This is a genomic window from Pseudomonas sp. USHLN015 (assembly GCF_037153275.1).
GTDB lineage: Bacteria > Pseudomonadota > Gammaproteobacteria > Pseudomonadales > Pseudomonadaceae > Metapseudomonas > Metapseudomonas tohonis.
In genome coordinates this window covers 288,400-303,736 of record NZ_JBBCKP010000006.1, presented here as the reverse complement: position 1 = coordinate 303,736, position 15,337 = coordinate 288,400, and the positions used below count along the sequence as shown (strand labels likewise).

Genomic DNA, 15,337 nt, shown 5'->3' with positions numbered 1-15,337 from the left:
ACACCGTCCCTGGTGTTCCCGTTACGTCGCGCAGGATACGTTGTTCCCTTTGTGACGTATGTCAGCTTTCTCTGACAGATGAGCAGCAGCCCGGAGCGCTGCCCGGCACCGCCTCAGGCCTTGCGCTTGAGCGGCTCGCCGTCGAAGCGAACACCGGCCAGGCCGGTTTCCATGAGGGCGCGGATGTTGCCGTGGTCTCTGCCTTGCGGCGTGGCAAGGACGGCGCGGTAGTGCTCGCCGAAGGCCAGCAGCGCCTCTTCCAGGGCGAGGCCTTCGAGCAGGGCCAGGCCGAGGGTCTTGCAGGAGCCCTCGTTCTGCCCGGCGGCGTTCTCCACCTTGCCGTTGGCGAAGGCGGTGGGTTGGTAGTCGTAGCCTGCGGCGATGAACGCCAGGGTGTCGGCGAAGGCGTGCTGGCCGCTGCGCAGGCGGGCGCGGAAATCGATCAGGGTCATTCTTTGTTCGCTTTGTTGAAGGCCGCTTGCTGCTCGGCGCTGGCTTCTTTCTGGTACTTGGCCTTCCAGTCGGCATAGGGCATGCCGTAGACCTCTTCGCGGGCCTGGTCGGGGGTGACTTCGACGCCGAGGTCGTCGGCGGCGGCCTTGTACCACTTGGACAGGCAGTTGCGGCAGAAGCCGGCGAGGTTCATCAGGTCGATGTTCTGCACGTCCGGGCGGCTGCGCAGGTGCTGGACCAGTTGGCGGAAGGCGGCGGCTTCGAGTTCGAGGCGTTCTTGCTCGTTCATCGCAGTACTCCTGGGCTCGGGTGGCGGGTGCGCCGGGATGATAAGAGTGGCTCGCGGCTGCGGCAATGCCCGGCGAGCGGCCGGGCATCAAGGGATTGCCTCAGCGGTGGCCGGCGAGGGTGATGGACACCGACTCGGCGAAACGCAGGGCGTGGGGCTTGTCCACTTCCACCTCGGCGTAGCGCACGCTGGGGTTGGCCATGACCAGGTCGAGGATCTCCTGGGTCAGGCGCTCCAGCAGGGCGAAGCGGTTCTCCTCGACGTGGCGGATGATCGCCTTGGTGATGGTGCGGTAGTTGAGCGCGTGCTCGATGTCGTTGCCTTCCACGGCCTCCACGGCGGGGTAGAGGATGGTCAGGTTGATCAGCACGTCCTGCTTGTTGAGGATCTCCTCTTCCTTGATCCCGATGAAGGTGCGCAGGCGCAGGTCCTTGACGCGGATTCGCGCCATTCCGGGCTCCAGTCGCGGCATTGTTACTTGCTCCGTCCAATCAGTTGCAGGAATTCGTGACGGGTCGTCGAGCTCTCACGGAAGGCGCCGAGCATCACCGAGGTGAGCATCTGCGAATTCTGCTTCTCCACGCCACGCATCATCATGCACATGTGCTGGGCCTCGATGACCACGGCCACACCTGACGCGCCGGTCACGTCGCGGATCGCCTCGGCGATCTGCCGGGTCAGGTTCTCCTGGATCTGCAGCCGGCGCGCGAACATGTCGACGATGCGCGCCACCTTGGACAGCCCCAGCACCTTGCCGGTGGGAATGTACGCCACATGGGCCTTGCCGATGAAGGGCAGCAGGTGGTGCTCGCAGAGTGAATAGAGCTCGATGTCCCGCACGATGACCATCTCGTCGTTGTCGGACGCGAACAGCGCGCCGTTGACGATCTCGTCCAGCGATTGTTCATAGCCGTGGCACAGGTAGCGCATGGCCTTTGCGGCGCGCTTGGGGGTGTCCAGCAGGCCTTCGCGCTGCGGGTCTTCGCCCAGGCCGAGAAGGATTTCCCGGTAATGGTGGGGCAGTTGTTCGCTCATCGATGGTTTCCTCGCGGCCGCCTCATATGAGGTGACGGCCACCGTTCAGTGTCAGGGTGGTGCCGGTGACGTAGGGGTTGTCCAGCAGGTAGCGCAGGCCCTGGTAGACCACCTCGGCGCCCGGCTCGATGCCCAGCGCGGATTTGGCCAGGGTCTTCTCGCGGTACGCCGCGTCGTCGTTGTCGTTGAACATCACCAGCGCCGGCGCGATGCCGTTGACCTTGATGGCCGGGGCGTAGCGCGCGGCGAAGGAGAGGGTGAGGTTGTCCAGCCCGGCCTTGCTGGCGCAGTAGGCGATGCGCTTCTCGCTGCCCTTGCGCGCCACGTCGTCGCTGATGTGGACGATGTCGGCCGGGCCGCCGTGGCGCAGCAGCGGCTCGGCGTGCAGGTTGATCAGGTAGGGCGCCAGCATGTGCACGCTGAACATCCGCTGGAAGGCCTCGGCCTCGTGGCCGGGGGCTTCGGTGAGCCAGTCGGAGGCGTTGTGCACGATGGCCCGTAGGTGCGGGGTGGCGGCCTTGAGGCGTTCGATGAAGGCGAGGATCCCGGCTTCATCCGAGAAGTCCGCCGCGATCACGCAGGCCCCGCGCTCACGCAGGCGGTGTACGCCATCGCGCTCGGTGCGGTAGCTGATGATCACCGGCTGGCCGTCGTCCAGCAGGCGCTCGGCGCAATGCAGGCCCACGCGCTGGCTGGCGCCGGTGATCAGGATGGGAGCGGCCGAAGGGCTCATGGGGGGGCCTCGAGGCAGGACGATGCCCGGGGAGGGGCGGAATGCTGAAAACTTATACCAGATGCCCGTATTTGTACAATTGTTGGCGCCGCAAAAATACGGATTCCGACTTCGATTTCAGCCAAGGCCTTGATTTGTGTGGGGTTATAGAGGGGGTGGGCGCGTTTTGTGGTTGTACAGGTGTCGTGCCTGTACAACCTTTGTGACGTTATCGCGAGGGCGCGGTGGCGCCCGGGCGGCGGGTGCTTGGCGCCGGTGCGTTGAGCCAGAGGGCCAGCAGGCGGGTGGACAGCGGGATGAACCAGTAGGTCATCAACGGCGTCAGCGCCAGGGTGCTCAGGAGGATGCGCAGGACCAGCGGCAGGTCGGCCAGCCAGGGGCCGAAGCACAGGTTGAAACCCAGCGACACCGGGAAGAACGCCAGCCAGATGGCCACGCTCTGCTTCCAGCGTGGCGGGCGGCGATCGGCACTGCCGAACCAGGCGTCCAGGCCCAGGGCGCGGTGTTCATGGGGCTGCTCGAAGAGGCCGGCGCCGCGCTCCAGCCAGGCGCGGCGCGAAGCGGAGTGCTCCCAGGCCGACAGGGTCGACTCGTCCGCAAAGCGGAAGATCATCTGGAATTCGTCGTCTTCAGGAGGCGGCGCGAGCACGCCGGAGCCGAGGTAGCCGGGGAAGTCGGCAGCCAGTTGCTCGCCTTCGCGCAGCCAGGCCATGAAATCGGAATAGCGCTCGCGGGAAACGCGGCGCGCCACCATGAGGGTGACGGGGTCGGCAGACATCGTGTATCTCCACTGAACGGGCACCCGGCCGGGTAGGCGGGGCGCGAAACGCAGCCCGGGGTGATGGGCTGCGTATTCGAAGAGGCAAGGATTATTCCGGATTCGCCAAAAATCTCCAGGGGTACGTCTTCTCGCGGGTTGCAGGCGGACAGCCGGTCGCTGGCGCCGCGTCGGCTGGCGCACATCGCACCAGGCTGGTGCGCCCGCCCGTCAGACATGCATTCGAGCGCGAGGCCCGTGCTGGGTTAAACTCAGCCGCATCGTCCATCCACCGCAGCCGATCATGATCGAACCCGCCGCCGCCCCTCAGGCCGATATCGCCATGCAGCAGGAAGAACTGTTCCCCATCCGCGAGGTTTCCCGCCTCACTGGCGTCAACCCGGTCACCCTGCGTGCGTGGGAGCGACGCTATGGCCTGATCAAGCCGACCCGCACCGACAGCGGCCATCGCCTCTATTCCTTCGCCGACATCGAGGCGGTGCGCAACATCCTCGCCTGGATGGACCGCGGCGTGGCGGTGAGCAAGGTGGGCACCATCCTGGCCCGCAGCGCCCAGGCCAAGGCCCCGGCGGTGCCGGCCTACCAGGGCGTGGCGAGCGCCGAGTGGGTCGAGCTCCAGGCGCAGCTGCGCCGGGTCCTGGCGGGCTTCGACGAAGCGGGCGTGGAGCGTCTCTACGGCCAGGTGTTCTCCACCTACCCGGTCCCGGTGGCGTTCCAGGATGTCCTCATGCCGGTGTGGCGCGACCTGTTGCTGCGCCAGGACGAATACGGCGCGGCCAGCGAATGGGCCTTCCTCGACGCCTTCCTGCGCGCGCGGGTGCTGCAGCGCCTGCAGCTGGCGCGCAATCTCGCCGATGACCGTGTGCTGCTGGCGCCCATTCCCGGCGAATGCCGCGAACTCGAGCTGCTGGTGGCCGGCCTGTTGATGGGCAGCGATGAGGTGGCGGTCAGCGTCCTGGGGCTCGAGCAACCCCTCCAGGAGCTGGCGCTGGTCTGCGAGAAGATGCGGCCCCAGGCGCTGGTGCTGTTCTCCAACCACCCGCCGCAGGACGATGCGGCCAGCCGCCTGTCACGTCTGGCCCTGACGCTCGACTGCCCCCTGGCCCTGGCCGGCGAGGCGGCGGACCTCCTGGGGGACAGCCTCGATGGCTCGCCCGTCGCCTGCCTGGGCAGCGACGGTCGCTCGATGCAGCGGCGCCTGGCGCAGTTCCTCGCGGGGCACCTGGACACCTGATTTGACGCGGGTCTAAAAATTTTCGATGCGATTCCTGTACAAATCTATTTTATGTACAAGAATTGGTGGTGAGCCTTCCAACTGCGCAACCGGCCGCCAACGCGTCCCCCTCCTTGTTCCTCTTCGGCCGCCGGTCTTTTATTCCCACAAGACGCCCCGCCTCGCGCGGGGCGTCTCGTTCCGGCTCGGCAGTTCAGCCCTTGGCCGCCAGCTCCGCCTTCAGGGCCGCCACTTCCGCCTCCAGCTCGCGGACCCGCTGCCGTGCCTCGATCTCGGGCGTGACGTTCTTCTGGATGCCGATGAAATAGGTCAACTGGTCACCCTCGTTGAACACGGGGGTGATCGACAGCTCGTTCCAGAAGGGGCTGCCGTCCTTGCGGTAGTTGCGCACGATCTGCCGGCACGGTTCGCCCTTGCGAATCGCCTGGCGGATGGCGGCGAGGGCGACCTGGTCGCGGTCCTCGCCCTGCAGGAAACGGCAGTCCTGATAGAGGATGTCGTCGCGGGCGTAGCCGGTGAGTTGTTCGAAGGCGCGGTTGGCGTAGATGAGGATGTTGTCCTCGCCCTCCTGCTCGGCGACGACGATGCCGTCGTTGGACGCGTCGATCACCAGTTGCAGCAGCTTGGCGTTGATCATGTAGTGGCTCTCGGTTCGGTGGCTCCGAGATTCTAAGACATCGGCCCAGGCTTTCCACTTGCGGCATAATGCGCGCCGTTTGCCAACGTTTCAGGAGTTGTCATGAAAGTCGCCATTCTCTCCGGGTCGGTCTATGGCACCGCCGAAGAAGTTGCCCGCCATGCCGAGCGCCTGCTCAAGGCCGCCGGTTTCGAGGCCTGGCACAAGGCCCACATGGGGCTCGACGAGCTCAAGGCCTTCGCCCCGGACGCCTTCCTCACCGTGACCTCGACCACCGGCATGGGCGAACTGCCGGACAACCTGCTGCCGCTCTACCACAGCATCCGCGACCAGCTCCCCGACTGGCGCGGCCGCCCCGGCGCCGTGCTGGCCCTGGGCGACTCCAGCTACGACCTGTTCTGCGGCGGTGGCGAGCAGGTGCGCGAGCTCTACGCCGAGCTGGGCATCCGTGAAGTCGTGGAGATGCTGCGTGTGGACTCCAGCGAGACCGTGACCCCCGAAGTCGACGCCGAGCCCTGGATCGCCGGGCTCATCCAGGCCCTGCGCGGCGCCTGATCCTGCCCCGGCTGCGGCCCGCTCAGGGCCGGGCCAGCGGTCCCTTCTCCCGCAACAACGCCAGCCAGGCCTGCGCCGCCTTCGACAGGTAGCCGCCGCGTCGCCAGACGAAGGCGATGTCCCAGCGCAGGTCCGGTTCGCGCAGGGGCAGCCGGATGATCCCCGGCCGTTCCAGCTGGCGGGCGACGATGCGCGGCAGCAGCACCACCCCCTGGCCGGCCGCCACCAGCGCGGCGAGGAAGTCCGCCTGGCCGCTGCGCCCGGCCTCGCGCGGGGTGAAGCCGGCCTGCTTGCAGGCCTGCAGCAGGCGGTCGTTGAGGGTGAAGCTCTGCTGGTAGAGCAGGAAGGCCGAGTCGGCGAGCTGCGCCAGGGCCAGGCTTTGCTGGTCGTGCAGCGGGTGGTCGGCTGGCAGCAGCACGTCCAGCGGCTCGTTGCAGAACGGCTGGTGATCGAACGCCGGATCGGTGGGCGTGAGGCTGCCGCTGAGCTCCAGCTCGCCCTGCAGGATGGCCTGCTCCAGCAGCTTGCTGCCGCCCTCGGCGAGGTGCACGTTGATGTTCGGGTAGCGCCGCCGGTATTCGCTGAACAGCTCGGCGAACAGCACCTCGCCCCCCAGCAGCGGCAGGCCCAGGCGCAACTCGCCGCGTTTCAGCTGGCTGAGGTCGTGCAGCTCGCTCTGCAGGTCCTGGCGCAGGCGCAGCATCTCCTCGGCGCGGCGCAGCACCAGTGCGCCGGCCTCGGTGAGGCGCAGGTGCGGGCCGTTGCGCTCGAGCAGTTGCACGTCGAGGCGCTGTTCCAGCTGCGCGACCTGCTTGCTGATGGTCGACTGGGTGGCATGCAGGGCACGCCCGGCCTGGGTGAAGCCGCCCTGGCGGACGACCTCGACGAAGCTGCGGAGCTGGTTGAATTCCATTTAAGTATTCCAGTTTCGAATGGCTGCAAGTCGAACAATTCGCTTTTGGGATGATAGGCGCCGCCCTAAGCTGGTGACCAGTCCCGGAGTCGCCCGCCATGCCTCGTCTCGTGCACCTTTCCCGCCTTTGCCTGCAGCTCGCCGTGCTCATCGGCCTCTACGTCCTCGGTTGCCAGATCGCCGCCTGGCTCGCCTGGCCGATTCCGGGCGGGGTGATCGGCCTCGGCCTCTTGCTCGCCGCCTTCGCCAGCGGCCGGGTGCAGCCTGCCGCGCTGCAACTGGGCGCCGGCCTGCTGATGGCGGAGATGCTGCTGTTCTTCATCCCCGCCCTGATGAGCCTGCTGGACTACGGCGCCCTGCTGCGCAGCGAGGGCTGGCGCATCCTCCTGGTGATAGGCGTCAGCACCCTGCTGGTGATGCTCGCCACCGCGCTGACCGTCGAATTCGTCTGCCGCTGGAGCGACAGCCGTGAACATTGAGCCCATGTCCTGGTTCTGGCTGGCGCTGACCCTGGGCGGCTACCTGCTCAGCCGTTGGCTGTACCGGCGCAGCGGGCGCTATCTGCTGTCGCCGCTGATCCTGGTGCCGGCGTTGCTGCTCGCCCTGGCGGTGCCGCTGCACACCGGCTACGCCGAGTATTCCGGCGCCACCCACTGGCTGATGCTGCTGCTCGGCCCGGCCACCGTGGCCTTCGCCGTGCCCATCTGGCAGCAGCGCGCCCTGCTGGCGCGGCACTGGCCGGCGTTGTCCCTGGGCATGCTCATGGGCAGCAGCGTCGCCATCGCCAGTTCCTGGTGGCTGGCCCACGCGCTGGCCCTGGAGAGCTCGGTGAGCCTGTCGCTGGTGCCGCGCTCGATCACCACGCCCTTCGCCATGCCGCTGGCCCAGGGGCTGGGTGGCGTGCCGGAACTCACCGCGGTGTTCGTGATGATCACCGGCGTCTTCGGCGCCCTGGCCGGCAGCCTGCTGATCCGCTGGCTGCCCCTGCGCAGCGCGCTGGCGCGGGGTGCGCTGCTGGGCGTCGGCGCCCACGGCGCGGGCGTCAGCCGGGCCCAGGAGGTGGGCCGCGAGGAGGGCACCGTGGCCGGCCTGGTGATGGTGCTGATGGGCCTGCTCAACCTCTTCGCCGCGCCTGTGGTGGCGTGGCTGCTCTGACTCCTGCGGTCATTCGGTTGGCTGCCAAGGCGACTATCGGATCGCCGCACCCTCGCTAGACTCCTGGGTCATCGCACACAACAAGAACCGAGGTGATCGCCGTGACCGCTGCCCAACCCCTGCACCCGAACTCCGTCAAGGACCAGGTCTCCGCCGCCGAGTGGCAGACCCGCGTCGACCTCGCCGCCTGCTACCGGCTCATCGCCCTGTACGGCTGGGACGACCTGATCTTCACCCACATCTCCGCCAAGGTGCCGGGCACCGAGGACTTCCTGATCAACCCCTACGGGCTGATGTTCCACGAGATCACCGCCTCCAGCCTGGTGAAGGTAGACCTGGCCGGCAACAAGCTGATGGACAGCCCCTACGACATCAACCCGGCCGGCTACACCATCCACAGCGCCGTGCACGAGGTGCGCCACGACGCCGCCTGCGTGCTGCACATCCACACCCCCGCCGGCATCGCCGTATCGGCACAGAAGCAGGGCCTGCTGCCCCTGTCCCAGCAGTCGCTGTTCGTGCTCGCCAGCCTGGCCTACCACCAGTACGAAGGCGTGGCGCTGAACCACGAGGAGAAGGCCCGCCTGCAGGCCGACCTGGGCAACGCCAACTTCCTGATCCTGCCCAACCACGGCCTGCTCACCGCCTTCGGCAGCATCGCCGACGCCTTCCTCGGCATGTTCACCCTGCAGCGCGCCTGCGAGATCCAGGTGATGGCCCAGAGTGGCGGCGCCGAGCTCATCCACATCCCGCAGCAGATCCTCGACGGCGCCCGGGCGATGATCGCCGGCGTGATGAAGACCTCCTCCGGCATGGGCGGCGCGCTGCCCTGGCCGGCGTTGCTGCGCAAGCTGGACCTGCAGAACCCCGGGTACCGCGACTGATGGCCCTGCCGGGCATCCCCCTGGGCGACTGGCGCGCCCAGGGACGCGACCTGCTGTTCCACCGCCACCGCATCCGCTACTGGGAGGCCGGGCAGGGCGAACCGCTGCTGCTGATCCATGGCTTCCCCACGGCCTCCTGGGACTGGCACTACATCTGGGGGCCGCTGGCCGAGCGCTACCGGGTGATCGCCTGCGACATGCTCGGCTTCGGCGACTCCGACAAGCCCCGTGGCCACGACTACCGGCTGCTGGAGCAGGCCGACCTGCAACTGGCGCTGCTGCGCCACCTGGGCATCACCGGGCCGGTGCACCTGCTGGCCCACGACTATGGCGACAGCGTCGCCCAGGAGCTGGTGGCGCGGCACCACGAGGGGCGCTGCGTGCTCGGCAGTTGCGTGTTCCTCAACGGCGGCCTGTTCCCCGAGACGCACCGCCCGGTGCTGGTGCAGAAGCTCTTGCTCAGCCCCCTGGGGCCGCTGATCGGCCGGGGGTTCTCCCGCGCCAAGCTGGGGGCCAACTTCGGCAAGGTGTTCGGCCCCGCGACCCAGCCTTCGGAGGCGGAGCTCGACGACTTCTGGAGCCTGATCGCCCAGCAGCAGGGGCCGCGCGTCATGCACCGGCTGATCCGCTACATCCCCGAACGGCGCGAGCAGCGCGACCGCTGGGTGGCCGCCATGCAGAAGGGCGGTCTGCCGCTGCGGGTGATCGACGGCGCGGTGGACCCGATCTCCGGGGCGCACATGGTGGCGCGTTACCGCGAGCTGATCCCGCAACCGGACACCGTGCTGCTCGACGGCATCGGCCACTACCCGCAGACCGAGGCACCCGAAGCGGTGCTGGAGCACTACCTGGCCTTCCGCCAGGGGCTGGAGGTGCGTTCGTGAAGCGCCGGCAACTGCTGAAACTGACCGCCGCCGCCGGCGTGGCCGGTGTCGGAGCCGGCTTCTGGGCGCTGCCCCGCGGACCGCAGCCCGGCGCCACCGACCTGGCCGACGCCCAGCGGGTATTGGCGGGCCTGGCCGACAGGGCGCTGGTGAGCGTTCGCGGCTGGAGCCCGGCCGAGGTGTTCAACCACTGCGCGCAGAGCATCGAGTACTCCATGAGCGGCTACCCCGAACTCAAGCCGGCCTGGTTCCGGGGCAGCGTCGGGCCCCTGGCCTTCGGCGTGTTCGCGACACGCGGCGCCATGCGCCACGCGCTGGACGAGGCGATTCCGGGGGCCCGGCCCCTCGACCAGCCCGCATCCCAGGCCCAGGCGCTGGCCCGGCTGCAACGGGCCTTCGCCGATTTCGCCAGCTACCGGGGCGAGCTCAAGGACCACTTCGCCTATGGCGCGCTGGACCCTGCGGACTACGCCCGGGCCCATGTGATGCACCTCTACGACCACCTGAGCCTGATCCGACCGGCGTAGGGCGGTCGATTATCCGAGGCATCCGTCAGCCCCTGTCGGAATCCCCCGGCAGCCGCGGCTGGCCGGGTTTCCTAGCATCGCGACTCCATTCAACGACGTTTCGCCGGGCCCGTGCCCGGCGTCTGGAGATCGACATGCTGTACAGGCTGCTGGTGTTGCTGCACCCCTTCGTCCAGGGCCCTGGGCGGCCCCTCGCGCTGCTTCTGCTGCTCGGCAGCATCGGCCTGGTGTTCTACGGCTGCTACCACGAGAGCAGCCCGCGCATCTGGTGGGCGGCGGCGGGCGCGTTCGTGTCCTGCCTGGCGCTGACGCTGCTTTGCACCTTTCATGGCTGGTGGCTGTTCAAGCTGCGGCCGCGGGGGCGGATCTTCATGCCCTTCGAGTGACGGCCCCGGAGTCATCCCCTGGCGTTATCAGCCACCATTCATGCCCGCTGCCTTCCTTGTGGGGCGGGGCCGGGCTGCAGGAAACTCGGCCGATACCAAAAACTGCCCTGGAGTCCATTGCATGAGCGAGTCGATCCGTTTCGAAGACAAAGTGGTCATAGTCACCGGCGCCGGTGGCGGTCTTGGCCGCGCCCATGCGCTGCTGTTCGCCAGGCACGGCGCCAAGGTGGTGGTGAACGACCTGGGCGGCAGCACCCACGGAGAAGGCGCCAATGCCTCCGCCGCCGACCGCGTGGTGGCCGAGATCCGCGAAGCGGGTGGCACCGCCGTGGCCAACCATGACTCGGTCACCGACGGCGACAAGATCGTGCAGACCGCCCTCGACAGCTTCGGCCGCATCGACGTGGTGGTGAACAACGCCGGCATCCTGCGCGACAAGACCTTCCACAAGATGGACGACGCCGACTGGGACCTGGTCTACAAGGTCCACGTCGAAGGCGCCTACAAGGTGACCCGCGCCGCCTGGCCGCACCTGCGCGAGCAGGGCTTCGGCCGGGTGATCTTCACCTCGTCCACCTCCGGCATCTACGGCAACTTCGGCCAGTCCAACTACGGCATGGCCAAGCTCGGCCTCTACGGCCTGACCCGCACCCTGGCAATCGAGGGCCGCAAGAACAACATCCTGGTCAACGCCATCGCCCCCACCGGCGGCACCCGCATGACCGAAGGCCTGATCCCGCCGCAGGTGTTCGAGCAGCTCAAGCCCGAGCTGGTCAGCCCGCTGGTGGTCTACCTCGGCAGCGAGCAGTGCCAGGAAACCTCCGGCCTGTTCGAAGTGGGCGGCGGCTGGATCGGCAAGGTGCGCTGGGAACGCAGCCTGGGCGCCGGCTTCGACCCGCGCCAGGGCTTCAGCGTCGAAGACGTGGCTGCCAGCTGGAAGCAGATCTGCGACTTCGAAGGCGCCGCCCACCCGGCTGACAACGTCGAGGCGCTGAAGGAAATGATGGCCAACCTGCAGAAATACGTGGGTTGATCCCGCCAGACTCCTTGGGAGTTCCGCCAGCGGGCTGAACATCTCCCGGGGGACGCACTATGTTGAAGGCCGGCAACCTTGCCGGCCTTTTTCATGCCCGCGTTCCAACCCGAGGAGTCCCGATGAGCATCCGAGTCGAGAAGAACGGCCCCGTCACCACCCTGACCATCGACCGCCCCCAGGTGCGCAACGCCGTCGACCGCCCCACCGCCGAGGCGCTGGCCGATGCCCTGCGTGCCTTCGAGGCGGACGACGAGGCGCGTGTGGCGGTGCTCACCGGTGCGGGCGGCACCTTCTGCGCCGGCGCGGACCTGGGCGCGGTGGCCGAGGACGGCGAGCGGCGCAACCGCCTTGAAGCGGACGGCGACGGGCCCATGGGGCCGAGCCGCATGCAGCTGGCCAAGCCGCTGATCGCGGCCATCGAGGGCCATGCCGTGGCCGGCGGCCTGGAGCTGGCGCTGCTGGCGGACATGCGGGTGGTGGCCGAGGACGCGGTGCTCGGCGTGTTCTGCCGGCGCTTCGGCGTGCCGCTGATCGACGGCGGCACCGTGCGCCTGCCGCGCATCGTCGGCCAGGGGCGGGCGCTGGATCTGATCCTCACCGGTCGCCCGGTCCTGGCCGATGAAGCGCTCGCCATGGGCCTGGCCAACCGCGTGGTGCCGCCTGGCTCGGCACGGGAGGCGGCGCAGCGGCTGGCCCTGGAGATCGCCGCCTTCCCGCAGCGCTGCATGCTCGCCGACCGCGCCAGCGCCTATGCCCAGTGGCAACTGCCGTTCGAGGCGGCCATCGCCAATGAGTTCGAAGGCGGCCTCGCGGTTATCCACAGCGGCGAAACCCGCGCTGGCGCCCAGGCGTTCAGCGGCGGCAAGGGGCGCCACGGGCAGTTTTCCTGACGGCGGGTTGTGGGCACGGATCCGTTCGCTGAACACCGTCCGTGGGAGCGGTTTCAACCGCGAATTGGCAGGCTCGGTGTGACCGATGGCATTCGCTTGGTGGAGGTAAAGAGCGACCTGCCCACTCTACGCCTGGCATCTGCCACGGCGCTTCCCCTGTCGGGGCGAATTCATTCGCCCGGGAGCGCGCAGCACTCCCGGGCCACGCCGCCAGGCTCAGCGGCTGATGATCACGTAGGTCTTGCGCAGGGTTTCCTTCACGTCCCAGATGCCCAGGCTGTTGGCGGGCAGCAGCAGGGCGTCGCCGGCCTTGATCTCGATGGGCTCGCCGCCGTCCGGGGTGAAGGTGCAGCTGCCGTGGGTGAAGTGGCAGAACTCCTGCTCGAGGATCTGCCGGCGGAACTGGCCGGGGCTGCATTCCCAGACGCCGGTTTCCACGCCGTCGGTGCGCTCCACCGAGTGCACGCGGGTGTGCGGCACGGGCTCGCCGACCGGCACGGGTACCGGCGCCGGTGCGGAGAGTTGCAGGTCGTGGGTGTTCTTCAGCAGGGTGGCTTTCATGCAAGGGCTTCCAGTCTGGTGGTCGTTTCGGTGCGCGGGGGCCGGCATTGCCGGGCTCAGCGCATCAGGCTTTCCATGAACCCGGCCAGGCGGCTGGCCAGGGCGCGGCGCCAGGGGGCGCTCTGGGGGTTGGCCAGCACCCGGTCCTCGTGGACGAAGCTGCGGATGATGGCGTTGTAGCCGAGCCAGCGGCAGGGCTCCGGTTCCCAGGCGGACAGGCGCGTCAGCGGCCCGTCGCCCAGCACCCAGGGCTGGCGGGTGAGTTGGGTCTCGCGGCCGAGGATCAGGTCGGCCAGGGTGCGACCGCCGAGGTTGGTCGCCCCCACGCCTTCGCCGCCGTAGCCGCCGGAGAGGGCGATGCCGCTGGCGCGGTCCACCAGCATGTGCGGCTGGAAGCGCCGCGCCATGCCCAGGTTGCCGCCCCAGCTGTGGGTCAGGCGCACGTTGCGCAGCATCGGGAACAGTTCGCCGAACAGGTAGCGGCGCAGGGCGATCTCGTCGTCGTCGAGCTGGAAGTTCTCCCGAAGCTTGCCGCCGAAGCGGTAGCCGCCACGGGCGCCGAAGACCAGGCGGTTGTCGGCGGTGCGCTGGCCGTAGGTCACCTGCCGGCTGTTCTCGCTGAAGGCCTGGCCCTGTTCCAGGCCGATCTCGGCCCAGGTGGATTCCGGCAACGGCTCGGTGCCCACCAGCAGGCTCTGCACCGGCAACTGGTAGCGACCGAGGGGGGGCAGGGCGGCGGCATAGCCTTCGATGGCGGGCACCACCCAGTGGGCCTTCACCTCGCCCTGCAGGGTGGTGATGCGCCCGGGCTGCCAGTCGGTGACGCGGCTCTGCTCGAACAGTTGCACGCCCATGCGCTCGACGGTGCGGGCCAGGCCGCGCACCAGGCGTGCCGGCTGGATGGTGGCGCAATGGGGCGTGAAGATGCCGCCCAGGGCGCCGGCCACGCGGATCTGCCGGCCCAGTTCGGGCGGCGTCAGCCAGCGGTAGTCGTCCTCGCCCAGGCCTTCGGCGTGCAGGTCGCGCAGTTGCTGGCGCAGGCGCACTTCCTGCTCGGGGTAGCGGGCTGCGCAATAGAGCACGCCGCCCTTGCGGTAGTCGCAGTCGATGCCTTCGCGCTGCAGCACCTCGGCCACTTCGTCGGGGATGCCGTGGAGCAGGTCGAAGGACGCGCGGCGCTCCTCGCGGGAGAGCTTGGCCAGGGCGCGGTCCTCGCCCAGCAGGTTGCCCATCAGCCAGCCGCCGTTGCGCCCGCTGGCGCCGAAGCCGGCGATCTCGGCCTCGAGGATGGCGATGCGCAGCTCGGGGGCCTGGCGCTTGAGGTAGTAGGCGGTCCACAGGCCGGTGTAGCCGGCGCCGATGATGGCGACATCCACCTCCAGGCTGCCGCCCAGGGCGGGGCGTGGGGTGAGCGGCTCGTCGAGCTGGTCCATCCACAGGCTGATCGATTGCCAGGCCGGCATAGCGGGGCTCCCAGTTGGAAAGGTTCGGATGGCGGCAAGACTAGAAGCTGGCGCGGGCGTTGTCGTGCGTGCGTGCACGCCGGGACTCGATGCGCAGGCGAATGGCGCACGGTGCGGCGAGCGGCGCCTAGCCGTCCTCGCGCAGCTGCTTGAGGTAGGCCTTCGGCGACAGCCCCGTGTGCTGGCGGAAGCAACGGTAGAAGGCCGACAGCGAGTTGAACCCGGCGGCGAAGGCCATCTCGTCGATGCGCGGCGAGGCCGGCCCCTGCTCCAGCTGCGCCAGCAGATGCTGCAGGCGTGCCTGGTTGACGTACTGGTAGAAGCTCTGGCCGAGCATCTGGTTGAGCAGGTAGGAGATCTGGTTGCGCGTATAGCCGGTGGCGGCGGCCACCTGGTGCAGGTCCAGCGCCGGGTCGAGGTAGGGCTGGCTGTGCTGGAAGTAGTCCTCCAGGTCCCGCGCCAGCAGGCTCAGTTGGCGGGCCGAGAGCCCCAGGCGGCTGGCAGCGGGGCGTTGCACGCGGTCGCCGGGCTCGGCCTTGGCCTGGATCAGCAGGGCGTATTCGTTGATCCGCCAGATCAGGCCGTCACGCACGGTAATGGCCTCGCTGGTACGAAAGGTACCGCTATGGCCCAGGCGCAGGCTGTACTGGATGAACGCGGTGTCGCCGTCGACACGGATGCGGTCGCTGTGCACCAGGAACTCGTCCGGCCCGCTGGGCATGGTGGCGCGCACATAGTCGCCGAGCTCCGCCAGGTGCAGGCAGCGGTTCTGGAAGTAGTCGTTGTATTCCACGTTGGGGTGATAGAGCGCCAGCACCGCATCGATGTCGCGGTCCTTCCAGCTGAGGTGGTAACGCATCACCACTTCGCGGGTGGCGGCGGTTTCGTGATCGTGCTCGGTCATGGTCGTTCGGGAATCGGCAA

21 protein-coding genes are annotated in these 15,337 nt (G+C 68.5%); 10 read left to right on the top strand and 11 right to left on the bottom strand.

Going from position 1 to position 15,337, the window contains the following annotated elements:
* Window positions 1-113 precede the first annotated feature (113 nt).
* The 6 genes from WFQ67_RS14550 to WFQ67_RS14525 form a co-directional block, all read right to left on the bottom strand.
* Complete coding sequence (locus WFQ67_RS14550; protein WP_337057285.1) at window positions 114-452, bottom strand: HopJ type III effector protein; 339 nt, start codon at window positions 450-452, stop codon at window positions 114-116.
* Window positions 449-742 (bottom strand): DUF1244 domain-containing protein, encoded by a 294-nt coding sequence (locus tag WFQ67_RS14545; protein WP_111260030.1) that lies wholly within the window; start codon window positions 740-742, stop codon window positions 449-451. Before WFQ67_RS14545 ends, WFQ67_RS14550 begins: the two co-directional genes overlap by 4 nt.
* A gap of 100 nt (window positions 743-842) precedes the next feature.
* Complete coding sequence (gene folX / locus WFQ67_RS14540) at window positions 843-1,214, bottom strand: dihydroneopterin triphosphate 2'-epimerase (RefSeq protein WP_031286921.1); 372 nt, start codon at window positions 1,212-1,214, stop codon at window positions 843-845.
* 2 nt (window positions 1,215-1,216) lie between these two features.
* On the bottom strand, window positions 1,217-1,777 hold the full coding sequence (gene folE / locus WFQ67_RS14535; RefSeq protein WP_337057284.1) for a GTP cyclohydrolase I FolE: 561 nt from the start codon (window positions 1,775-1,777) through the stop codon (window positions 1,217-1,219).
* Between the two features lie 22 nt (window positions 1,778-1,799).
* Window positions 1,800-2,510: a dihydromonapterin reductase gene (gene folM / locus WFQ67_RS14530; RefSeq protein WP_213626207.1), complete on the bottom strand. Its 711-nt coding sequence runs from the start codon at window positions 2,508-2,510 to the stop codon at window positions 1,800-1,802.
* Window positions 2,511-2,718: 208 nt separating this feature from the next.
* Window positions 2,719-3,288, bottom strand: a complete 570-nt coding sequence (locus tag WFQ67_RS14525; protein ID WP_337057282.1) for an antibiotic biosynthesis monooxygenase — start codon at window positions 3,286-3,288, stop codon at window positions 2,719-2,721.
* A 283-nt stretch (window positions 3,289-3,571) separates the two neighbouring features.
* Between WFQ67_RS14525 and WFQ67_RS14520 the strand changes: the two genes are divergently transcribed.
* Complete coding sequence (locus WFQ67_RS14520) at window positions 3,572-4,522, top strand: MerR family transcriptional regulator (RefSeq protein WP_213626205.1); 951 nt, start codon at window positions 3,572-3,574, stop codon at window positions 4,520-4,522.
* Between the two features lie 193 nt (window positions 4,523-4,715).
* On the opposite strand, the gene WFQ67_RS14515 is transcribed toward WFQ67_RS14520, so the two are convergent.
* Window positions 4,716-5,159 (bottom strand): PAS sensor domain-containing protein, encoded by a 444-nt coding sequence (locus WFQ67_RS14515; protein WP_021217027.1) that lies wholly within the window; start codon window positions 5,157-5,159, stop codon window positions 4,716-4,718.
* Window positions 5,160-5,261: 102 nt separating this feature from the next.
* On the opposite strand from WFQ67_RS14515, the gene WFQ67_RS14510 reads away from it, so the two are divergent.
* Window positions 5,262-5,714 carry a flavodoxin gene (locus tag WFQ67_RS14510; RefSeq protein WP_173172678.1) on the top strand — a complete coding sequence of 151 codons (453 nt, stop codon included), beginning with the start codon at window positions 5,262-5,264 and terminating at the stop codon, window positions 5,712-5,714.
* Window positions 5,715-5,736: 22 nt separating this feature from the next.
* On the opposite strand, the gene WFQ67_RS14505 is transcribed toward WFQ67_RS14510, so the two are convergent.
* Window positions 5,737-6,627, bottom strand: coding sequence for a LysR family transcriptional regulator (locus tag WFQ67_RS14505; protein WP_213626204.1), 891 nt, complete (start codon window positions 6,625-6,627; stop codon window positions 5,737-5,739).
* Between the two features lie 98 nt (window positions 6,628-6,725).
* On the opposite strand from WFQ67_RS14505, the gene WFQ67_RS14500 reads away from it, so the two are divergent.
* The 8 genes from WFQ67_RS14500 (at window position 6,726) to WFQ67_RS14465 (ending at window position 12,389) form a co-directional block, all read left to right on the top strand.
* Window positions 6,726-7,106 carry a CidA/LrgA family protein gene (locus tag WFQ67_RS14500; protein WP_263151137.1) on the top strand — a complete coding sequence of 127 codons (381 nt, stop codon included), beginning with the start codon at window positions 6,726-6,728 and terminating at the stop codon, window positions 7,104-7,106.
* Window positions 7,096-7,782, top strand: a complete 687-nt coding sequence (locus tag WFQ67_RS14495) for an LrgB family protein (protein ID WP_213626202.1) — start codon at window positions 7,096-7,098, stop codon at window positions 7,780-7,782. Before WFQ67_RS14500 ends, WFQ67_RS14495 begins: the two co-directional genes overlap by 11 nt.
* 119 nt (window positions 7,783-7,901) lie before the next feature.
* Window positions 7,902-8,666, top strand: coding sequence for a class II aldolase/adducin family protein (locus WFQ67_RS14490; RefSeq protein WP_213630678.1), 765 nt, complete (start codon window positions 7,902-7,904; stop codon window positions 8,664-8,666).
* Window positions 8,666-9,550, top strand: coding sequence for an alpha/beta fold hydrolase (locus tag WFQ67_RS14485; protein ID WP_213626201.1), 885 nt, complete (start codon window positions 8,666-8,668; stop codon window positions 9,548-9,550). The genes WFQ67_RS14490 and WFQ67_RS14485 overlap by 1 nt, the downstream gene beginning before the upstream one ends.
* Complete coding sequence (locus WFQ67_RS14480; RefSeq protein ID WP_213626200.1) at window positions 9,547-10,077, top strand: DUF1569 domain-containing protein; 531 nt, start codon at window positions 9,547-9,549, stop codon at window positions 10,075-10,077. Before WFQ67_RS14485 ends, WFQ67_RS14480 begins: the two co-directional genes overlap by 4 nt.
* A gap of 134 nt (window positions 10,078-10,211) precedes the next feature.
* The gene (locus WFQ67_RS14475; protein WP_213626199.1) at window positions 10,212-10,463 is read left to right on the top strand and encodes a hypothetical protein; all 252 of its coding nucleotides are present in this window, start codon (window positions 10,212-10,214) and stop codon (window positions 10,461-10,463) included.
* Between the two features lie 121 nt (window positions 10,464-10,584).
* Window positions 10,585-11,496, top strand: a complete 912-nt coding sequence (locus WFQ67_RS14470; RefSeq protein WP_213626198.1) for an SDR family oxidoreductase — start codon at window positions 10,585-10,587, stop codon at window positions 11,494-11,496.
* 122 nt (window positions 11,497-11,618) lie between these two features.
* On the top strand, window positions 11,619-12,389 hold the full coding sequence (locus tag WFQ67_RS14465; protein WP_337057279.1) for a crotonase/enoyl-CoA hydratase family protein: 771 nt from the start codon (window positions 11,619-11,621) through the stop codon (window positions 12,387-12,389).
* 216 nt (window positions 12,390-12,605) lie between these two features.
* Here the strand turns inward: WFQ67_RS14465 and WFQ67_RS14460 are convergent, their stop codons facing one another.
* The 3 genes from WFQ67_RS14460 to WFQ67_RS14450 form a co-directional block, all read right to left on the bottom strand.
* Window positions 12,606-12,950: a cupin domain-containing protein gene (locus tag WFQ67_RS14460; protein ID WP_213626196.1), complete on the bottom strand. Its 345-nt coding sequence runs from the start codon at window positions 12,948-12,950 to the stop codon at window positions 12,606-12,608.
* Window positions 12,951-13,006: 56 nt separating this feature from the next.
* The gene (locus tag WFQ67_RS14455) at window positions 13,007-14,413 is read right to left on the bottom strand and encodes an NAD(P)/FAD-dependent oxidoreductase (RefSeq protein ID WP_337057278.1); all 1,407 of its coding nucleotides are present in this window, start codon (window positions 14,411-14,413) and stop codon (window positions 13,007-13,009) included.
* A 127-nt stretch (window positions 14,414-14,540) separates the two neighbouring features.
* Complete coding sequence (locus WFQ67_RS14450; protein ID WP_337057369.1) at window positions 14,541-15,272, bottom strand: helix-turn-helix domain-containing protein; 732 nt, start codon at window positions 15,270-15,272, stop codon at window positions 14,541-14,543.
* Window positions 15,273-15,337: the final 65 nt, after the last annotated feature.

Coding starts and splice junctions, on each gene's coding strand:
- WFQ67_RS14550 (WP_337057285.1), bottom strand. CDS start 452: ATGACCCTGATCGATTTCCGCGCCCGCCTGCGCAGCGGCCAGCACGCC.
- WFQ67_RS14545 (WP_111260030.1), bottom strand. CDS start 742: ATGAACGAGCAAGAACGCCTCGAACTCGAAGCCGCCGCCTTCCGCCAA.
- folX (WP_031286921.1), bottom strand. CDS start 1,214: ATGCCGCGACTGGAGCCCGGAATGGCGCGAATCCGCGTCAAGGACCTG.
- folE (WP_337057284.1), bottom strand. CDS start 1,777: ATGAGCGAACAACTGCCCCACCATTACCGGGAAATCCTTCTCGGCCTG.
- folM (WP_213626207.1), bottom strand. CDS start 2,510: ATGAGCCCTTCGGCCGCTCCCATCCTGATCACCGGCGCCAGCCAGCGC.
- WFQ67_RS14525 (WP_337057282.1), bottom strand. CDS start 3,288: ATGTCTGCCGACCCCGTCACCCTCATGGTGGCGCGCCGCGTTTCCCGC.
- WFQ67_RS14520 (WP_213626205.1), top strand. CDS start 3,572: ATGATCGAACCCGCCGCCGCCCCTCAGGCCGATATCGCCATGCAGCAG.
- WFQ67_RS14515 (WP_021217027.1), bottom strand. CDS start 5,159: ATGATCAACGCCAAGCTGCTGCAACTGGTGATCGACGCGTCCAACGAC.
- WFQ67_RS14510 (WP_173172678.1), top strand. CDS start 5,262: ATGAAAGTCGCCATTCTCTCCGGGTCGGTCTATGGCACCGCCGAAGAA.
- WFQ67_RS14505 (WP_213626204.1), bottom strand. CDS start 6,627: ATGGAATTCAACCAGCTCCGCAGCTTCGTCGAGGTCGTCCGCCAGGGC.
- WFQ67_RS14500 (WP_263151137.1), top strand. CDS start 6,726: ATGCCTCGTCTCGTGCACCTTTCCCGCCTTTGCCTGCAGCTCGCCGTG.
- WFQ67_RS14485 (WP_213626201.1), top strand. CDS start 8,666: ATGGCCCTGCCGGGCATCCCCCTGGGCGACTGGCGCGCCCAGGGACGC.
- WFQ67_RS14475 (WP_213626199.1), top strand. CDS start 10,212: ATGCTGTACAGGCTGCTGGTGTTGCTGCACCCCTTCGTCCAGGGCCCT.
- WFQ67_RS14470 (WP_213626198.1), top strand. CDS start 10,585: ATGAGCGAGTCGATCCGTTTCGAAGACAAAGTGGTCATAGTCACCGGC.
- WFQ67_RS14465 (WP_337057279.1), top strand. CDS start 11,619: ATGAGCATCCGAGTCGAGAAGAACGGCCCCGTCACCACCCTGACCATC.
- WFQ67_RS14460 (WP_213626196.1), bottom strand. CDS start 12,950: ATGAAAGCCACCCTGCTGAAGAACACCCACGACCTGCAACTCTCCGCA.
- WFQ67_RS14455 (WP_337057278.1), bottom strand. CDS start 14,413: ATGCCGGCCTGGCAATCGATCAGCCTGTGGATGGACCAGCTCGACGAG.
- WFQ67_RS14450 (WP_337057369.1), bottom strand. CDS start 15,272: ATGCGTTACCACCTCAGCTGGAAGGACCGCGACATCGATGCGGTGCTG.